Annotated in this window: 14 protein-coding genes; 8 read left to right on the forward strand and 6 right to left on the reverse strand. The window is 41.2% G+C overall.

All coding sequences use genetic code 11. The annotated features are described in order from the left end of the window. Positions 1 to 287: 287 nt before the first annotated feature. Both AQ505_RS15115 and AQ505_RS15120 read right to left on the reverse strand, forming a co-directional pair. Positions 288 to 1,511: a FecR family protein gene (locus tag AQ505_RS15115; RefSeq protein WP_062548949.1), complete on the reverse strand. Its 1,224-nt coding sequence runs from the start codon at positions 1,509 to 1,511 to the stop codon at positions 288 to 290. A 54-nt stretch (positions 1,512 to 1,565) separates the two neighbouring features. Then, the gene (locus tag AQ505_RS15120; protein WP_062548950.1) at positions 1,566 to 2,159 is read right to left on the reverse strand and encodes an RNA polymerase sigma-70 factor; all 594 of its coding nucleotides are present in this window, start codon (positions 2,157 to 2,159) and stop codon (positions 1,566 to 1,568) included. Positions 2,160 to 2,371: 212 nt separating this feature from the next. Between AQ505_RS15120 and AQ505_RS15125 the strand changes: the two genes are divergently transcribed. Next, complete coding sequence (locus tag AQ505_RS15125) at positions 2,372 to 3,355, forward strand: aldo/keto reductase (protein ID WP_062548951.1); 984 nt, start codon at positions 2,372 to 2,374, stop codon at positions 3,353 to 3,355. 65 nt (positions 3,356 to 3,420) lie between these two features. Here AQ505_RS15125 and AQ505_RS15130 read toward each other — a convergent pair whose 3' ends face one another. Together AQ505_RS15130 and AQ505_RS15135 are read right to left on the reverse strand one after the other, a co-directional pair. After that, positions 3,421 to 3,960 carry a GNAT family N-acetyltransferase gene (locus AQ505_RS15130; protein WP_062548952.1) on the reverse strand — a complete coding sequence of 180 codons (540 nt, stop codon included), beginning with the start codon at positions 3,958 to 3,960 and terminating at the stop codon, positions 3,421 to 3,423. Positions 3,961 to 3,972: 12 nt separating this feature from the next. Further along, positions 3,973 to 4,578: an FMN-binding negative transcriptional regulator gene (locus AQ505_RS15135; protein ID WP_062548953.1), complete on the reverse strand. Its 606-nt coding sequence runs from the start codon at positions 4,576 to 4,578 to the stop codon at positions 3,973 to 3,975. A gap of 84 nt (positions 4,579 to 4,662) precedes the next feature. Between AQ505_RS15135 and pdxR the strand changes: the two genes are divergently transcribed. Further along, positions 4,663 to 6,141: a MocR-like pyridoxine biosynthesis transcription factor PdxR gene (gene pdxR / locus AQ505_RS15140; protein ID WP_062548954.1), complete on the forward strand. Its 1,479-nt coding sequence runs from the start codon at positions 4,663 to 4,665 to the stop codon at positions 6,139 to 6,141. Positions 6,142 to 6,237: 96 nt separating this feature from the next. On the opposite strand, the gene ccsA is transcribed toward pdxR, so the two are convergent. Beyond that, the gene (ccsA, locus tag AQ505_RS15145; RefSeq protein ID WP_231634889.1) at positions 6,238 to 9,609 is read right to left on the reverse strand and encodes a cytochrome c biogenesis protein; all 3,372 of its coding nucleotides are present in this window, start codon (positions 9,607 to 9,609) and stop codon (positions 6,238 to 6,240) included. 304 nt (positions 9,610 to 9,913) lie between these two features. Here ccsA and AQ505_RS15150 point away from each other — a divergent pair, with 304 nt between their 5' ends. The 5 genes from AQ505_RS15150 to AQ505_RS15170 all read left to right on the forward strand — a co-directional run bounded on the left by AQ505_RS15150 (position 9,914) and on the right by AQ505_RS15170 (position 15,038). Further along, the gene (locus AQ505_RS15150) at positions 9,914 to 10,897 is read left to right on the forward strand and encodes a glycoside hydrolase family 43 protein (RefSeq protein WP_062548955.1); all 984 of its coding nucleotides are present in this window, start codon (positions 9,914 to 9,916) and stop codon (positions 10,895 to 10,897) included. A gap of 92 nt (positions 10,898 to 10,989) precedes the next feature. Beyond that, entirely contained in the window at positions 10,990 to 11,331 is a 342-nt protein-coding gene (locus AQ505_RS15155; RefSeq protein WP_157262391.1) for a hypothetical protein, read from the forward strand. Between the two features lie 151 nt (positions 11,332 to 11,482). Continuing rightward, positions 11,483 to 11,821, forward strand: a complete 339-nt coding sequence (locus AQ505_RS15160; protein WP_082461556.1) for a TFIIB-type zinc ribbon-containing protein — start codon at positions 11,483 to 11,485, stop codon at positions 11,819 to 11,821. Between the two features lie 376 nt (positions 11,822 to 12,197). Then, complete coding sequence (locus AQ505_RS15165; RefSeq protein ID WP_062548958.1) at positions 12,198 to 13,451, forward strand: hypothetical protein; 1,254 nt, start codon at positions 12,198 to 12,200, stop codon at positions 13,449 to 13,451. 183 nt (positions 13,452 to 13,634) lie between these two features. After that, positions 13,635 to 15,038: a DUF3472 domain-containing protein gene (locus AQ505_RS15170; RefSeq protein WP_082461558.1), complete on the forward strand. Its 1,404-nt coding sequence runs from the start codon at positions 13,635 to 13,637 to the stop codon at positions 15,036 to 15,038. A 55-nt stretch (positions 15,039 to 15,093) separates the two neighbouring features. On the opposite strand, the gene AQ505_RS15175 is transcribed toward AQ505_RS15170, so the two are convergent. After that, positions 15,094 to 15,942 (reverse strand): DUF6266 family protein, encoded by an 849-nt coding sequence (locus tag AQ505_RS15175; RefSeq protein WP_062548959.1) that lies wholly within the window; start codon positions 15,940 to 15,942, stop codon positions 15,094 to 15,096. Positions 15,943 to 16,358: 416 nt separating this feature from the next. Here AQ505_RS15175 and AQ505_RS15180 point away from each other — a divergent pair, with 416 nt between their 5' ends. Further along, complete coding sequence (locus AQ505_RS15180; protein WP_197286188.1) at positions 16,359 to 18,647, forward strand: CocE/NonD family hydrolase; 2,289 nt, start codon at positions 16,359 to 16,361, stop codon at positions 18,645 to 18,647. Positions 18,648 to 18,685: the final 38 nt, after the last annotated feature.

Below are 18,685 nucleotides of genomic sequence, written 5' to 3' on the forward strand. Positions count from 1 at the left end.
AGAATTTTGATCACAGCGAAGGGATGTAATCTCGATACCGTTTCTTACATTTGGTTGGTTTGGGTTAATACAGAAATTGTTCAGATTTTATTTTCCGATGATATCATCGGATGGGTTAGCTCAAATTCATTTCCAGGCAATGGCTCGAATCATTGTCTGGTTTTTTCATTAGAGACCCTTAGCTACACTCAGCTACGCCATCGTATCTTTCTTTCCATGTTCAGTTTAGTTTAGTTATTTGGTTAAAATTAAATTGCTCGGTTAATGCTTTTGCCACGGGGGCGGAACTATTGATTAGAGGTAATGACTATTTTTTTTCTTTCTGGTTCTTTACTATTGATTTCCACACGGAACCTGATATCGGCATAACTCAGCATCTTCAGTGCTTTTGAGGCGTTCAGGTTCCTATAGATTTCGCCGTTAAACTTATTGTCAGGTGCCTTTCCTTCATAAACGACTTCGAAATTATACCACCTGGCAAATTGGTTCATCACGGTATAAATATTGGCATCTTCAAATTTAAAAAGGCCATTTTTCCAGGCTACAGCGGTGGTCGTGTCGACCTTGCGGACTGCTATCCCTTTCCCCACCAGACTTTGTTCTCCTGGCTCAAGTATGCTTTCAAAAGCACCGCTCCGTTTTACTTTCACACGGCCTTCCAATAAAGTTGTTGCAACGACTGGTTCCTGTGCATAGCTGCTGATGTTAAAATGGGTGCCCATCACTTCTACTTCCTGGTTTCCTGATTTCACCACAAAAGGTTTTCTAAATTGATCTTTGGCTACTTCGAAATAAGCTTCTCCGGTCAGCGTCACGCTACGTTCTTTTAAGCTGGCCAATGAAGTCGCATAGGTCAGGGAGGATGCCGCATTTAACCAAACCCGGCTGCCATCTGGTAACACCACCTGATATTGTCCGCCCGCAGGTGTAGAAATAGTATTGTATAAAACTTCTCCATTTTGACTGCCCTTTCCTGCCGGATCTTCTTTGAGCTCATACCGTAATTTCCCATCTGCCATTTTGGTGATGCTCAATCCTGCCTGTTCGGCAACTTTCCCATTTTCCAGATCATTCAGCACAATCTGCTTTCCATCTGCAAGGGTGAGGTAAGCTTTATTCCCCCCCGCTTTAATATCCTGTTTTGCCAGGTCCTGAATGATGATTCTTGGTTTAGCCGCATATTCTGCATAAAAATAGAATCCGGTCGCACAGCAGATCAGTATTACTGCTGCAGTAGAGATCAGTTTTTTCCATAGCGGAAAAACTGGATTGGGAGCAGCATTTATTCTTTTCTGCAAAGCCAGCCAATCTTCTTCCTGATGACTTTCCTCCATAAACTGCAGTTCTTCCTCCATCCCTTCCCCGGAACACAAGGCATTTACAAATGTTTGCTGTTCGGGATTTTCGGCTAACCACTGCAAAAACTCCGCCTCTTCAGTCACACTGAGTTCATGACGGAGGTAACGAAGTAGCTGTTCAGCACGGTTTAATAAAGGAGTATGGTCCTGCATATTTATAATGATCCCCTCGATTGATTTAAGGGTGAAAGAAAATGAAATTTATTTTTAATGACGATTAAAATGCTGGATCAGAACCGTCAGCGCAAGGAAAGACTCCGGACTAAGTTTCAGTCTCAATAACTGTAATGCTCGTTTTTTCTGTGTTTTTACGGTATTGATGGAGATGCCCAGCTGATCTGCGATTTCCTGGTTTTTCAAGCCTTCCAGATAGCCCATTCGAGAGATCTTCCGGCATCCTTCCGGCAGCGCAGCGATGGCGGCATAGATTTCAGCCAGCACTTCTGCCTGAATCATTTTATTCAGTGCCGAGGCTTCTTCCATAGGATCTGGATCTTGCAAACCGATATACTTATCCACTACTTTGTCATGTCTTAAATGTTTCAAACAAGCATTTTTTACATTGACATATAGGAAATTCCGGATCTGAACAATATTAGCGGAGACCTGCTCCTTTTGATTCCAATAACAGATAAAAGCTTCCTGAACGAGATCTCTGGAAGTTTCTTTATCATGAATAATGGTCCAGGCATAATAAAGCAAGCGGTCATAATAGGACTGATGAAGAAGCTCCAGCAATACTTCAGGAGTGCTTTCCAGTTCATTCTCCGCTGTTTTTAACTTCCTTTTACCTATAATCATGGTCGATTAATATCCTATTTAGAATAGCTAATATAAAGCTATGTACCGAACCTGCAAACATAATTGTGATTTAATCTATCCGCATTTCCAGACCTGCTATAGTCATTATTCCTTCTTTTACTATCATTAAAATGATAGATAGCTAGTAGTCATGTTATTTTGAGGATAGCCAAATTTTAGGGAATTTTGTGTCCTCAATAATTAACAGCAAAATGGAATATAGAAAATTAGGAAATACAGCATTAGAATTGTCGACAATAACTTATGGTGCCTTTGCAATTGGTGGAACAATGTGGGGTGGAAATGAGCAGAAAGATTCAATTGAAGCCATCCATGCCTCCCTGGATCATGGTGTGACGACCCTGGACACCGCTCCTTTTTACGGTTTCGGATTAAGTGAAGAGCTGATCGGACAGGCATTAAAAGGAAAAGACAGAACCAAGGTACAGTTGCTGACCAAATTCGGTTTAGTTTGGGATGGCAGCAATCAGGGAAAAGGTGAACATTTCTTCGACGTCAATGCAGATGGCAAAAACGTCCCTATCTATAAGTTATCGTCAAAAGCGAACATCATCAAAGAAGTAGAAGAAAGTCTGAAGCGTTTAAATACAGATTATATTGATTTAATCCAGCAGCATTGGCCAGATGCGACTACCCCTATTGATGAAACCATGGAGGCGATGGAAAGCTTGATCCAACAAGGAAAAGTTCGTGCAGCGGCAGTGTCCAACTACAGTTTAGCGCAATTGAAAACCGCAGAAAAAACCTTTGTTCCTGCTGCAAATCAAGTGGCTTACAGCATGCTGAACCGCGATATCGAAAAGGACCTTGTACCATATACCTTAGAAAATAACATCGGGATTATCGTCTACAGTCCGATGGAAAGAGGTTTACTTTCCGGTAAATACTTCCAGCATGAAAAACTGAAAACTGATGACCATAGAAATGGTTATTTCGGACAGTTTGACCTGGAAAAAGTAAGCGCATTTTTGGAAAATATCCGTCCGATTGCAGCGGAGAAAAACGCCAGTCTGGCACAATTGGTCTTACGCTGGACCACCGTTCAAAAAGGCATTACCATTGTATTGGCAGGTGCTAGAAATGCGGAACAGGCTATTGCTAATGCGCTGGCAATGAACTTTAATTTAAGCGCAGAAGAACTGAGCTTTATCGATACAGAACTGACTAAAATCTAAGCAGATTTATCGGACTGATACGTCATATTTAAAGGCATGGAGCAGAAAACTCCATGCCTTTTTGTTTATCGATTGATCTCGTAAACGAAATTGAACTTAGGCGTTTCACCAAAATAGGTCACTTCCTCTTCCGCTATTTTTACTGCTCCAATTCTGCCAATGGCCACCTGCGAACGGAGATTTGTAGCACCGATATGGAACTGTACTTTTGAGACAAACTGAAAGATATAATCCATCATCATCTTTTTTACCGCAGGATTAATTCCTCTCCCCCAATATGCGGTACCATAGAAAGTATAGCCTATAAAAATCTTATTTTCCAGCTCGTCGTAATCATAAAACCTGGTGCTTCCCATCAATTCATTGCTGGTTTTGTCTACAATTTTAAAAGCTCCTTTACTTTGCATTGCGCCATCAAAGAAAACCTGAAAAACATCCTTTTTCCAACGGTCTTTGTTTGGATGCTGCTCCCAGATCTTCGGATCTGAGGCTAGGGTATACAAAGCTTCAAAATCCGTTTCCCTCAAAGGAACCAGCATCAGCGTTTCGTTTTCCAGCAGCGGTTGAATACTAAAATTTTTAAGTGGGTTCAATGTATTTTCCATGATGAGGTATGTTTATAATTTTCTGATATAATCTGCTATTGCTTTTTCGGAGCTGTCTTCGCTTTTTTCTAAATAGTCTGCGATCCTTGCCCGTTCTCTTTCTGTTTTATTCTGGCTTATTTTTTTCTGTCCTTGTAATTCTGACACTTCCAGATCAAACGCTACAATTCCTTTCATCATCCCTTTTTTGAACTGATCTGATAAGGTATTCCATTGTTCCAGATAACCTGGTTCAAAAAATAAGATCAGGTGTTCCAATACCCTCATTTTAGCCGCCTCCTCCTGAACAATTTTCGCCTTCCCATACGCATGGACGCTCACATAGTCCCAGGTAGGTACACTTTCCACTTGGTCGTAATGAACCGGAGAAACATAAGCATGAGGTGCGGAGAAAATGACCAGTGAAGTATTTTCCTCAATGTATTTCGCCTGCTCATTCGCTAAAGCAAAATGGGCAGTCAACACCAGATGCCCATTGCTTTCAGTGAGGATAAAAGGGAGTTGAGTCGCAATAGGAAGGCCAGCTTTAGTGGTCACTATGGTGGCAAAACTATATTGCTTCATGAAAGCTATCTTTTCCGCTTCCTCCTTAAATTGGAATTGCTTAGGTATATACATTGCGTTTTGTAAGTTGAGATGATGGATTTGCTGAAACAAAAATAACCAACAATTGGATTACCTTTGTAGTCCAATTACAAGATAATGAATAGTCCAATTATCAACCCCATATTTACAAACCTAAAGATTGACCGTTCAGCGGAAAGGTCCGTATACCTTCAGGTGGCAGATGAGTTATTGGCAATGATTAGGAGCGGCAAGTTATGTTCGGGGCAGAAACTTCCAGGCAGCCGTGATCTGGCTAATCTTTTAAAAATTAACCGGATTACCATCTCTAAAGCCTATGAGGAACTGTTGATGCAAGGCTGGCTGGAAACGGCTGTCGGTCGTGGCACTTTCGTATCCAGTCATGTGGCAGAGCAGGATCCTGAAAAACTTAAGTCGATCACAAACAGTGCTTTAAAGGTCGCAGGCTTTATTTTCCAAACCAGCAGCTATCCGAAACCCATTTTAGAAACACCCTTGTATAATTTACATTTAGACGATGGTTATCCTGATCCCAGACTCGCGCCATTGAAGGAATTTTACCGGGCCTATCGCAATCAGCTTAGTAGAAGCGGTCTATATCCTAAATTTGGCTGCTACGGGAACCCAGCAGGTCCATACGCCTATCGACAGGCCCTGTCGGACTATCTCAATGCGAGCAGAGGGCTCAAAACAACCGCAGAGAATATACTTTCGGTCAGGGGTACTTTAATGGGCATGAACCTCGTTTGCAATGCGCTGATCAGTCCTGGGGATATAGTTCTGGCTGAGGTTCCAGGATGGAAACGCGCGGAACATAACTTTCTACATGCTGGGGCAGAAATGATTGGGATTCCTGTGGATGAACATGGGATGGTCGTAGACGAAATCCGCAAGGTTTGCGAGAAACAAAAAGTGAGAATGGTGTACGTCACCCCTCACCATCAATATCCCACAACGGTATCTTTAAGAATAGACCGGCGGTTGGAATTGCTCAGACTGGCAAATGAGTACGGGTTCATCATTTTTGAAGATGACTATGATTTTGATTTCCATTTCAAACACCGTCCGCTGTTGCCTTTGGCTAGTGCTGATGAAAATGGAATGGTCATTTATTGCGGTTCTTTCAGTAAGAGTTTTTCTCCTGCCTTTCGAATGGGGTATTTAGTTGCTGCTGAAAATGTGATTGAGCACCTCGCTAAAATCCGGATTTTACTGGACAGACAGGGTGATCATGTCCTTGATAATGCAATGGCTGAATTACTGAAAGATGGCACCGTACAGCGCTACCTTCGGAAAACACTTTCAGTGTATGAAGAAAGACGAAACTTCTTTTGTGATTTACTAGATACAGTGCCAGAAGGCGCCTTAAAGTTTAGGGTTCCAGAAGGTGGCATGTCTGTATGGACTGAATTTGACTCTTCCATCAACCTGGAAGCGCTGTCAAAAAGAGCTTTAAAAGAAGGATTATACTTTTCTGACGGAAAACTGCACCAATACCCTAATTATAAAACAAATGGCATTCGTTTAGGCTTCGCGTCTTCCGATCTTGAAGATTTAAGCAGCAGTGTTGAAATTCTGAAAAAACTGCTGTCATAAAATCTGAAAAGAAAAGCCACAGCAGGAGATTTAAAAAAGAAGTGATCTATAAACAAAAAAAGGCCGACCAATCGGTCGGCCTCAAGTATTAGTGGATTACTTACTGCGAAGTTTGAACCTTCTGTAAGAGATGAAAGCCAACACAAAAACTACTCCTACGGTAACATACACCCATGATGGGATGGGAACAGGATCACCTTGTGCATAAGAATGCAATCCGGTTAAGTAGTAGTTTACCCCGAAATACGTCATGATAATCGTCGAGAAGCTCAACAGCGATAATAAGTTAAACAAGTATTTGGTTCTTAATCCTGGGATCAAGCGTACGTGTAAAACGAAGGCATAAACGATCACAGAGATAAAAGCCCAGGTTTCTTTAGGGTCCCAGCTCCAGTAACGTCCCCAGCTTTCGTTTGCCCAGATACCTCCTAAGAACGTACCTACAGTTAGTAAAAACAGACCTACAGTTAAGGACATCTCGTTCACAATGGTCAATTCCGTGATCGAAGATTTCACTTTCGCCGAGATCTTATTATTGTCAATAATGTATAAAACTAAGACAACCGTACCCATTAAGGCACTCAGTCCAAAGAAGCCGTAACTCGAAGTAATAATTGCTACGTGAATCATTAACCAGTAGGATTTAAGTACTGGAACCAATGGTGTAATCTGAGGATTCATCTGTGATCCTCCATGTGCGAAGCCCATTAAAATAACGGCAATTAAACAACCTGCTGCAGGAATAAAGGCGTTACTGTTTCTATACATTCCAAGACCGGAAAGCACACCAATCCAACTGATAAACAATACTGCTTCATAACCGTTACTCCAGGGCTCATGACCAGAAATATACCACCTTGTGGCCAAGCCAAATCCTTGCAGGAATGCTGCGATGCTGATTAAAATCAACACGAAAGTCACCATTTTATCCAGCATTTTGGAGCTCTTGAATAGCTTAAAGAAAGCCAATCCAAGAATCACTGCGCCTAACATTGCATAAGTAATCATCAGGTTTAGGAACAGGTTCCATGAGTTGTAGCTCACTTCCCAGAAGATCTTCGTATCTGAAGGTAAAACGTCTTTACCGAACTTCAGCTGAATGTCTTTAATCTGATCTAATGCTTTATTTGCCGCATCCCAGTTTCCTGTTTGCTGACCATCTTTAATGCTTTTCGCATAGCGATCAATAGGGTTAAGTTCCCCTACCAATGCAGAGCCTGGGAGCGCAGAAGGCATGGCAATCCAGGTATTATTTGCATCACCCTGAATAGGGAAAATACGTAAATACTGACCATTGATCAGGGACTGCATCGCCTGTAATTTATCATTCAGGTCAATGATCTCTTTATCGTAATTGTTTTGCTCCGCTGGTTTCTTCGCAAAAGCTTTTGAATAATCGTCTTTTAATATAAATTGAAGCGTTCCATCTTCTCCTACCTGTAACAGGTTGATCATCGAAGTATAACCATCTTCATTGGCTTTAACTACTTTTAATAATTCCGGGCCACCTTTAGCACCGATCTTAATCAGCGGAACATTTACCCAGATGAAAGGCGTAGTAGAAACTGACAGGAAGAACTGGTTGGCACTTAAGCTATGGAAACGATCTTTACGGTGTAATTTTCTCAGGATTTCCAGTGCCATGGTATTGATTGGCTCTACCCTTCCATCGATATTCTGTACGGCTAAATGACCAAATTTATCGGCATGTGCAGGATCAATTTTAATGCCTGCAGCGAACTGTACCGGATCTACAGATTTTGCAGAAAGCATCAGCTGCATTTCTTCCTTTGTTGGCTGTTCGTGATTGTGTGCCTGACCTGGTCCTGCGGGTGCGGCTGCGGAATGGTCATGACCATCATCTGCGGAATGATCGTGTCCATCACCAGCTGTATGGTCATGCCCATCACCTGCAGGCATCTGCGCCTGTGGCTTTACCAGCCCGGGAATAGCCGTAGAGCCATTCTTGCCATGCATATCAATCTTCTGACTAAACGCAGCACCTAAAGGAAGGAATAAAAGCGCCAGTAAAAGTGATTTTGTTTTTGCAGATTTAGAAAGTGCTCTCAATTGTTCGTTCAGTTTAGAAAAATGCGTTCCTTTCCAGAATAAAGTAACGAACATACCCAGGAACAATAAGGTATAACCGATATAAGTCACGTTTGTGCCCAGTTCATCATGATTTACAGAAAGTACGGTTCCTTTCTCATCATCGTCGAAACTAGCCTGGAATAAGCGATATCCTGCTTTATCTAATACGTGGTTCATGTAAATTTTATAAGGTGTGTCTTGTCCCCCGTCCTGGATTAACACATCTGAAGAGTAAGAAGCAGGGCTGTTACTACCTGGGTATTTCTCCATTTTGAAATCTACCAGTTTAATGGAGAAAGGTGTTTTATAGATCTTAGAACCGTAAGCCATAGAAATTCTTAGTCCGCCAATTTCACTTTGATGCTGGAAATTAGTGATTCCTTTTCCACCGTAAAACGAAACGGTATCAACGGTATTTGCAGTGGCTACTTCCACTTTAATCAGGTCCAGATCGTGTTCATGCTTGGTTTTATCCCCTTCAAAATAGATGATATTACCTGTAACCGGGGCTTCAGGAATTACGAAAGCCAGGTTTCCGAAAGTATATAAACTTCTTAAGTTGAAAGGCTGTGCCGGATTATCCGCAAGAACAGGTTTCTTTTCCTGAGTCGCCATGATCATATAATCTCCTGCGAAAGGCGTCGCAATTTGCAGGGCATTATTTGCATCTGAAAGGTTGATGGCGCCCGGTGTTTCTTTGTTATAGCTGATGAGCATATTTGAAATCAGCTGTACGGTACCTGTAGGAATGTATTTATTGACGCGGTTTCCATTTTCTAAAACCACCAGATGCAGGGTTGATTTACCGGTAGGTGTACGCACCAGGGAATCCTGTGCTCTGGCATAAAAATCAATTACTTTTACTTTAACCCTTTGTCCCTGGTAATCATATTCCCCTTTGAAAGTCTTTTTGAAAGGCTTTAAATAAGTAGGAATGCGGTTAGAGATTAATATTGCTGGCTGATCATCATAGGCCAATGCCTGATCATCTTTTCCAATCTGCATCTTGAAAAACGTAGCATCAGAAATGACTTCATCGCTGGACTCCCCTTCTCTGATGTGCATGGAGCCTTCAAAACTCACATATCTGGTAATGTATCCACCAATAAAGATGATCACAAATGCAAGGTGAAACACCAATAGCGGCCATTTTTTACGCTGTGTGAGTTGGTATCTACCAATATTACCAATAAAATTGAGTACCAGAATTACCATCACCAATTCAAACCACCAGCAGTTGTAGATTAATGCTTTGGCGACTGCCGTCCCATAATCGTTTTCCACAAAGGTGGCCATGGCCATGGAGAAAGCGTATAACAATAACATAGCACCCATCGTGCGGGTGGAAAAGAGAATTTTGCCTAACCTTGTAATCATTCGTGTGTTTTTCTTTTTCTTTTTACCGGCTTATTACCGACATAAGGAGCTGTTCCTTATCAATCCGACAAAGATGACCCGGAGGAAGCACAAAATTGAAGCTTAATAATTTTATGGCAAAAAAAAGACGAAACTACTTTTGTCTAATAATGTTACGCGCGGGCTATATGACATCTGTGAATTTTATATTATACTTGTTCTAAGAATTGCTAAATTGTTTTTAAATTAAATAGAGACAGTTTTTACCTGTTTTACATCAGCTAATTCGACCTTAACCACCAAATATTATTAACCTAAACATTGAATGAAGAAATTATTTATGGCGGTACTGCTGCTCTCTGTAGCCAGCGGCAGCTACGCTCAAACTAAAAAATCAACAGCCTACTCTGGCAATCCAGTATTTAAAGGTTGGTATGCTGATCCTGAGGGCATCGTCTTTGACAAAAATTACTGGATCTATCCAACGTTTTCAGCTGCTTATGAAAAGCAGGTATTTTTTGATGCCTTTTCCTCTCCTGATTTAGTGAATTGGACCAAACATCCGAGAGTTTTAGATACGGCAAATGTAAAATGGGCGAAGAAAGCAGTATGGGCACCTTCCATCATCAAGAAAAAGGACCAGTATTTCTTGTTTTTCGGAGCGAACGACATACAAAATGATAAAGAGTACGGTGGAATTGGCGTTGCCGTTGCAAATAACCCTGCCGGTCCTTTTAAGGATCATATTGGCAAACCATTGGTCGACAAATTTCATAATGGCGCACAGCCGATAGACCAGTTTGTTTTCAAAGACAAAGACGGCAAATATTACCTGATTTATGGTGGTTGGAAACATTGCAATATTGCCAGGCTAAATGATCAGTTCACAGGTTTTGTCCCAATGGCGAATGGCAATACCTTCCAGGAGATTACTCCTGAAAACTATGTGGAAGGTCCTTTTATGTTCATGAGAAATAATAAATATTATTTTATGTGGTCTGAAGGCGGCTGGACAGGTCCTGATTACAGTGTAGCTTACGCGATTGCAGATTCACCGATGGGTCCATTTAAAAGAGTGGGTAAAATCTTGCAGCAGGATTCAAAGATTGCAACTGGTGCAGGGCATCATTCTGTGATTGGAGATGAAAAAAGCAATGACTGGTACATTGTATACCACAGAAGACCATTAGATCAGACCGATGGGAATGCCAGAGAAACCTGCATTGACAAAATGTATTTCGATAAAGATGGCTTGATTAAACCTGTGGTGATGACAAATGAAGGCGTTCCACGTAAATTACTGCGTTAAAACAGTCACCGCTATCTCCTTTATACAACCAGCGTCTGAATGTGTAAGAAATGTGGTTATATTGGAGCGGTTTAAATTGCAGATAAGTTCAATTGGAAAAGATAATTAGTTTAAGAAAAGCTGTACTCGCGACATTCGTATTCGTGTGGGGAGTGTTTTTTATACAAAATGCTTTTTATACGGCTTCCTCGAATGCGCCTTCTGTTTTCTTTGACAGTGCTTATGACCAGGGGGAACTATTGGAAGATGTTCCCCTCGACAGGGCTTATACTTCTTCGGTTAAAAAGGCCAAGCATTTTCAAAACCGCATTACAAATCAAGCTGCTATTGTCAGTCCATTACGCCCTCAGGCAGCAGCAAATATTGCTGTTGCCCCATGGAACTGGCCTCAGCATGGAGAACATTCTTTCCTTTTCAGGCTCACGCCATTTTAGATTACAGCGCATCAGTCTGCTTAATTCCTTCGGAAAAACATTGTCCCCTATCCCGGATATCCAGGAGTAATTGGCTGGCTGGTGATCCTCCATGGGATTAGGTATTTAAAATAATTATGATCGCTATTAACTATTACAAAAATTTAAGAATATGAATTGTCCAAGTTGCCAGGAAACCCTATTGATGACCGTAAGAAATAATGTAGAAATCGACTATTGCCCAAAATGTCGTGGCATTTGGTTAGATCGTGGTGAGTTAGATAAGTTATTGGCCTTCGACCAGGAAAAAGGCGGCACAACAAATGATCCTGCCCCTTTCCGTCAAGATTATAGGGAACAGGACCGTCGGGAACAGAATTTCCGTCAGGAAGGATACCGTGGACAAGACCAACGCGGTCAGGACCAGCGTCATCAGCAAGGTTACGGAAATCAGGGCAATGGTTATCCTAAAAAGAAGAAATCCTTTTTAGAAGACCTGTTTGACTTTTAAGCAGTATCCTGCTTCAAACCGCTATAATTTATCATCCTCCATTGATGGTCAATGAAAGGATACTCGGCAGGCCGGCTAATATGTATAGTCGGCCTGTTTTGCTTCTGAAGCTCTCCTGCTACAGCAAGCTTTTTAAACAACCTATTAATTTTCAGCTGGCAATTTCCTTTAGCCTTTGCATTTCGCCATTTTATCTAATGTTTTCAATTGAAATTTTAAAATGCAGTTCGCAGTGTATCAATAAGTTTCGATTATTGCAGTAAATAAGCGCTTAAAAACCTGCATCAAAATCCTCAATATAATTCCTAATCTGCCCAAAAAGAGTATTTTTGAAATAGAAGAACCACCTTAAAAAGAACCAAAAAACCGTTTATAAATGAGTATGATCCCACAAGAAATGAGTAAGATCCAACAAGCTGATTTCCTAAGAAAACACAACCTGACTTCAGCAGATTTTAAAGCCGCAAACCTTAATTACGAAAACCTATTGAACATCAGCTCAGATTTTGAATCAAAAAGAGCTGCTTATGATGAAATTGGCAGCGGAGTTGTCAAAATACTTTTCAAATTTAATGGGGTACATGCGATCAGGTACCAAATCAATACTTCAGAAGAACTGATGTATAAACTGGCAGCCTATCAATTGCAAAATCCAGCTATCAATATTGATTTAACCAATTATGAAGCACTAATTGACAACCTGATCAGCATCCGGATCATTCCTCTATTCAAATCCGACTGGGCCAGGATTCAGGAAAGCATCCTTGATCAGTTTGTAGTTTTTGACAAGATTACGGCGAATGTAAGACAAGAAGACAGCGCAGCAGCCAATCAAGAGTTTACTGATAAAGGATTTGAGTTGAAGATTCAGCCAGATGGCTACAGATCTGTCGACTATGTCATTAAAACAGCACCAAGTAAAAAGGAATACAGAGCAGCTGTTCAAATTCGCAGCATTTTTGAAGAAGGATGGGCAGCAATCGATCATCATGCCCGTTACCAGGAAAAAACTGACGACCTGATTTTAAATGATTTCTCTAAAACACTGAATAAATTAGTTGGTGGTGCGGAAGAAATAGGCGAATGTATCCATGGATTAAAAGCTTATCTCAACGAAAAGGAGCTGCTGATTCAGGAGCAGCAAGCCCTGGTTTTAGACCAGCAGCAGCAATTGGAAGCATTGAAGGCAGAGCTTGCTCAGGCCAATCTGGATAAAAAAGTAAACTTTTCAAATGATATCCTGGGGAAAAGCATCATTGAAGATTTAGCAAAAACAGCAGCTCATGTTAGTGGTGGCTCTGTTCCGGTCGCAGTTCATAGCTCGCAGGCAGCAGTTCAACCCGAAGAAGTACCTGTTGAAGCTAAGCAGGCGCACATAGAAAGCGAGCAAACACCAGCAAAGACTAAATCTACCACAGTAGAAAAAGCCATTGAGGAAAAACCTAAGCCCATTAAAAACAGCTCCGATAGTCCAAAAGCAGTCAGGCTAAAGGAAGAAAAAATCAAAGTGGAAAAGCATAAGGAAGAAAAACAAAAATTAGAAACAGTGCTGCCGCTTGAAGAAGATTTATTCGGGCAAATGCGCATCCCTGATGCTCCTCCCCTTAAACCTTCCGGTACCAATGCCTAAATAAATTAATCATTCCCCTTAATTAATCATTCCCCCTTTCCAATTTAATATCCCAGAGCCAGTTCCTTAAATCAGAACTGGCTTTGCTGTAGAAAAGAAAATTTCCGCAAACGTTTGTGTAAACAAAAACATTAAGAATCACCAATTTAATCTGGTTATTTGATTAAACAACCAAACACACAAATGAAACCAAATTCACTAAATCCTAAAACCGGCCTCAGCACCCTCCTATTGATAGCGGCCACACTTTCGGGCTTTGCACAAAGTAAAAGCTTCAAGGAAGTATTTACTGTACCGGCAAACAAAGCCTACATTGAACCTTTTAACCCCAATGACCGAGGGGTTTCGGTACCAGTTGGCTATCCGGAAGATAAAGGCATCGTTTCCAAATGGCGCGACAAGAGTAAAAGCGTAGTCTGGTATCTTTATCAAAAACCCGGACAGTATGATTTTTACTTCGACAATACCGTTGAAAACGGTAAAAAGCTCAGCTTCGAGTTGATCATCAGTCCGACTGCTCCTAATAAAGGATTCAAAAATATCACTAAAAAAATAACCTTTAATGGTAATGGACAAGCCAATTCTTTGTTCGCAGGAAATGTAGCAGTGCCAGAAACAGGGTATTTCAGGTATGAGCTAAAACCGGTTACGGATCCGCAATCTGCGATCAAAATAGAGGCACTGACCTTCAAATCCTTAAAGGATGGCGGACAGGTTAATCAGACTGAATATCAGTCCTCTCCTTCCGTTCATTTAAGTTTCAGCAGTACCGAAGCGACAACCAAATCTTACAACTGGATTTATCAGGAAATTATGGTTCCAAAAGGCGCCGATCCATTGGCCACCTATTACATGAGCTTAGGCTTTTACCGTGGCTATATGGGGATACAAACGAACTCCAATACGGAACGCAGGGTGCTTTTCTCGGTTTGGGACAGTAAAGATGCCGAAAACGACAAAACCATTACCGCACATGATTACGTCTCATTTGTAGACAAAGATAAATCGACAACTGTCAACACTTTTGGTGGTGAGGGTACTGGCGGACAATCGTATGTGAAAACGGCCAACTGGAAAACTGCGGAACCTGTGAAATTTTTAATGAATGTATTGAAACAGGATAACAATTCTGTGGTGTTATCTGCCTGGTATAAACTGGAAGCTGAAGACTGGAAATATATAGCAACCTGGAGAGCCCCAAAAGAGCAGCGCATGTTTGATGGTTTCTATTCTTTCCTGGAGAATTTCGGTTATACAAATGGCCAGGTTCGAAGAGCAGCGTATTATTACAATGCCTGGGGTATGGAAGATCAGACCGGAAAATGGGTCAACTTTAATAAAGTAAGGTTTTCCAATACAGATGGTAAACCTGGTCAGCGGGTAGATTACGAACAAGGTGTTTCTGCGAATTATCCCGATATGTTTTACATGTCTTCTGGTGGGTATACGCCTACGCTGAAAACAGCCAATGAAATACCTGTTTCCAAGCAGCAGTTGAATCTTAACCTGAAGCCTTTTGAGGAAAGAGTACTGACTGCATTGAAAAATGAAGAATCTAATAATAAGGACTTCAAAACAAAGAAATAATCGCGATTAATGCCCTAAATTTTAAGGATAGTAGTAGTTTAATAGTAGCAAGGTCTCACAGTAATGTGGGGCCTTTGCTTTTTCCGGGTAAATGATCCAACTTCTCTTTAAGTACCTTATATTCCTTTTCCAGTACCTTGAAAGCCTTATTACCTGGTGGAGTACGATCATTTTCTTTTAGTTGGGTTAGATAACTGCCAGATACCTGATCAAACCGCTCTTTTACTTGCTGATACTTTTTTTGCTCCTGTTTTTCTGCCTCTGTATGACCTTCACCGTTCAAATTACCCAGATAAACACTATTCGACACCCTTTCCCCATCGGCAGAGATAAAGGAAATATAGGGTTCAATCTGTTGATTCAGTGCTTCCTCCCCCATCGGAATAAAACATTTCCCTTCAGATCTTCTGGCTATATTTAGGTATTCCCCGTCGTTTCCGGTTTCCGGGCAGCAAATCATCACCATGACACTGTCGTTGTGCTGTAACACCTCATCATATGCCGCATCCCAGCTGATTTCCAGTCCAGCTGCAACCTTTTTTATGGCCATTTTTTTGGTCTCCGGCATCTCACCCTGACTCAGTTTCACCTTACTATAATCTACACTTAGATTAGGGTATTCCCCTTTTAAAGCGTGTTTTTTATGATAGGAAGTGGCCAGGTTATGCGCATTGCACACCGTCCCTTTTGCCTGTAAGCCATAGCCAAGTTTAATAAAGCTGCCCATTCTGTTGAGCAATTTCATCGTAACGGCCATCGCCTGGTAATTGGCCAGTTGAAGCTTGCTGGATTTTCCTTTTTTACCAATTAACCGGACTACCGGCTGCCCATTGAGCATATAAAAAACAAGATTTCCTATTTTTCCAGTAAAGTGACCATGCGGTCCGTTTGCAGCTATTGCCATGTATGAGTGATTAAGAGCCGTTAATTAATTGATATTAAAAAGAATAACATCCGATTCAATAAGATAAACCTACGGATTATATCTGAGGTATTGTTCGCATTGAGTTTTTAATTATCAGTGTATTATCACAAGGCTTAAAGGTATTCCATAGGACTTTGATAGGGCTACAGACTTATATAGGCCCTATCAACCTCCATACAATACTGGATTAGTACACTGATAATTAAATAGTCATTCCGAGGCCTACCAGTCAGGTGATCCTGTAATATTTTAACTCATCTCCTTTTCTATTGAAAATACCCTGTATCACTGCATTAAAAGCAGGCAATAATTATTAGCGCAAATTAATTTCGATAATGATTTTTCCCTATATTAGCTCAAGAGAAATTACACTCACCATATTATTCCAATCCCTCTTGAAATTAACCCTGCTCAAAAACAAAATCACAGCGATCCTCCTTTTACTGTTCTTTTTATCAACTTCCCTAAAAGCCCAGCAGCTCTACCTCCCAGACAAAATCATTAAAGATACGCTTGCGCTGGAAAAATACATGCCTATCCTGGCGACCTCAGTTCTTAGTCGGCTCAGCACAACAGCGGCTGCAGAAAGAGATATGGAATACTTCGGCTGTCTGTTCTCTTTACAACTTTTGGCTGGTCAGCACCAGCAGAGCCTACAAAGCATAGATACCCTCATCAGCAAAATCGGGCTATCACCGGATTTCATTTCTGATCGTGCAGAAGCTTTGTTTTGTCTTTACAGTACCTACAATCACATCCAATTGATGAGGCAAAGCGGCGACCCATCCTCCACTGTGAAAATTTTCAAATTGGTATTTCCTGAGGTATTGGCAGGATATAAAGGAAAAGCGCTGGAATATGCGACGCAAACTTTTTTAAACGAGCATGAAGATTTAACCAGGGAATGGCAGCATGCTTTAACTAAAATACAGGCCAAGGCTGGCGACAGTGTAAGCCTGGACGAGGCCATCATATTTTCTCAAGCTTTTGCAAAATATCGGGTATATCGGCCTTTCTTATCTCCTGGAAAAATTTTAATCCGCCAATCCAATCCCGAGAATTACCTCATTCAGGACAGTACCATGATCACCATGCGTGATGGTGTACAGCTTGCTGCCGTCATTGTACGCAATAAATCCTTCGGGGAACTGCAGCCCGTAGTGATGATGAGCAGTATTTATGCAGATGCCAATGAGCTGGCTAAGGCGAAGGAAATTTCAAACCAGGGTTATATCGGCATCATCTTAAACACGCGTGGAAAATACGCTTCTACCGCTGCTATCGAACCCTGGGAGCATGATGCAGAGGATACTTATGATGCGATAGACTGGATCAGCAAGCAAAGATGGTGTAATGGAAAAATTGGCATGTATGGAGGAAGTTACCTTGGATTTAGTCAGTGGGCAGCCACTAAAAAGCTACACCCTGCATTAAAAACCATTGTTCCACAAGTTGCAGCAGCACCAGGTATAGACTTCCCCTATACAAATGGAATAGCCACCACTTATTCCTTACGCTGGTCCCGTTACGTTACGAATCACAAATTGACTGATCATGCCGATTTTGGAGATTCTGATCATTGGTATGAATTTAGTAAGCAATGGTTCATCAGCGGAAAGGCATTTAACAGTCTGGATAGTATGAAAGGTAAGCCTAATGCCTCATTTCAGAAATGGCTTAACCATCCATCGTATGATAAATACTGGCAGAAAATGACCCCTTACCAACAGGAGTTTAGTAAAATAAACATCCCGGTCCTTAGCATAACCGGGTATTTCGACGGAGAACAGGATGGCTCTCTGCACTATTTTGACCAGCACTACAAGTGGAATCGTTCCGCCAATCATTATTTATTAATCGGTCCTTACGATCATTTTGGTGCGCAGTATATGCCCTCTGCTGTTGTTAACGGCTATGAAATTGACCCAACTGCTATGATAAACATCAATGACCTTGTTTTTCAATGGTTCAACTATACCCTAAAAGGAGGAATAAAACCGGAGCTCTTAAAGGATAAAATTAATTATCAGGTGATGGGTACAGATACCTGGGCCCATGTGGCCTCCTTTCCAGAAATGAACAACGATGTATTGAATTTTTACTTTTCTGAGGAAAAAGATGGCCAGGCGTATAAACTGAAAACTAAGGCATCCAGCCAGCATATCCAGCAGCAATTCGATTATTCAAAACGTATACCAGGCAAGAGATCATCACCATCGAGTTTATGGTGCGATTCCCTCAGCGTCCATAATGTCGTATTCAGTTCTGAAATACTAACCGCAGACTTTTCCATCAACGGAACTTTTAAGGCTACTTTATTCGCTGCCAGCAATAAGAAAGATATGGATTTAGAGATCAGCTTGTATGAACAGCAGTCTGATGGAAGATATTTTGAACTGTCCAATTCTATCCATAGGGCTAGTTATGCAAAGAATAGCAGTAAAAGAACGTTACTAAGGCCTGGAAAGATGGAATCTATTCCTATTAAAGGGAAGTTTATCAGTAAGAAGATTGCTAAGGGGAGCAAAATAATTCTGGCAATAAGCCCTTTAAACAATGTCTATGCAGAGGTAAATCACGGCACAGGAAAACCTGCATCCAGTGAAAGTATAAAAGATGCCGGCATGCCTTTAACCATACAATGGTCTGGCAAAAGCAACCTGCAAATACCGATCAAAAGATAGGTATTTGCAGGTTTAACGATGCTGGACTATTCCTGTTT

It is taken from the genome of Pedobacter sp. PACM 27299, from assembly GCF_001412655.1.
Classification (GTDB): domain Bacteria; phylum Bacteroidota; class Bacteroidia; order Sphingobacteriales; family Sphingobacteriaceae; genus Pedobacter.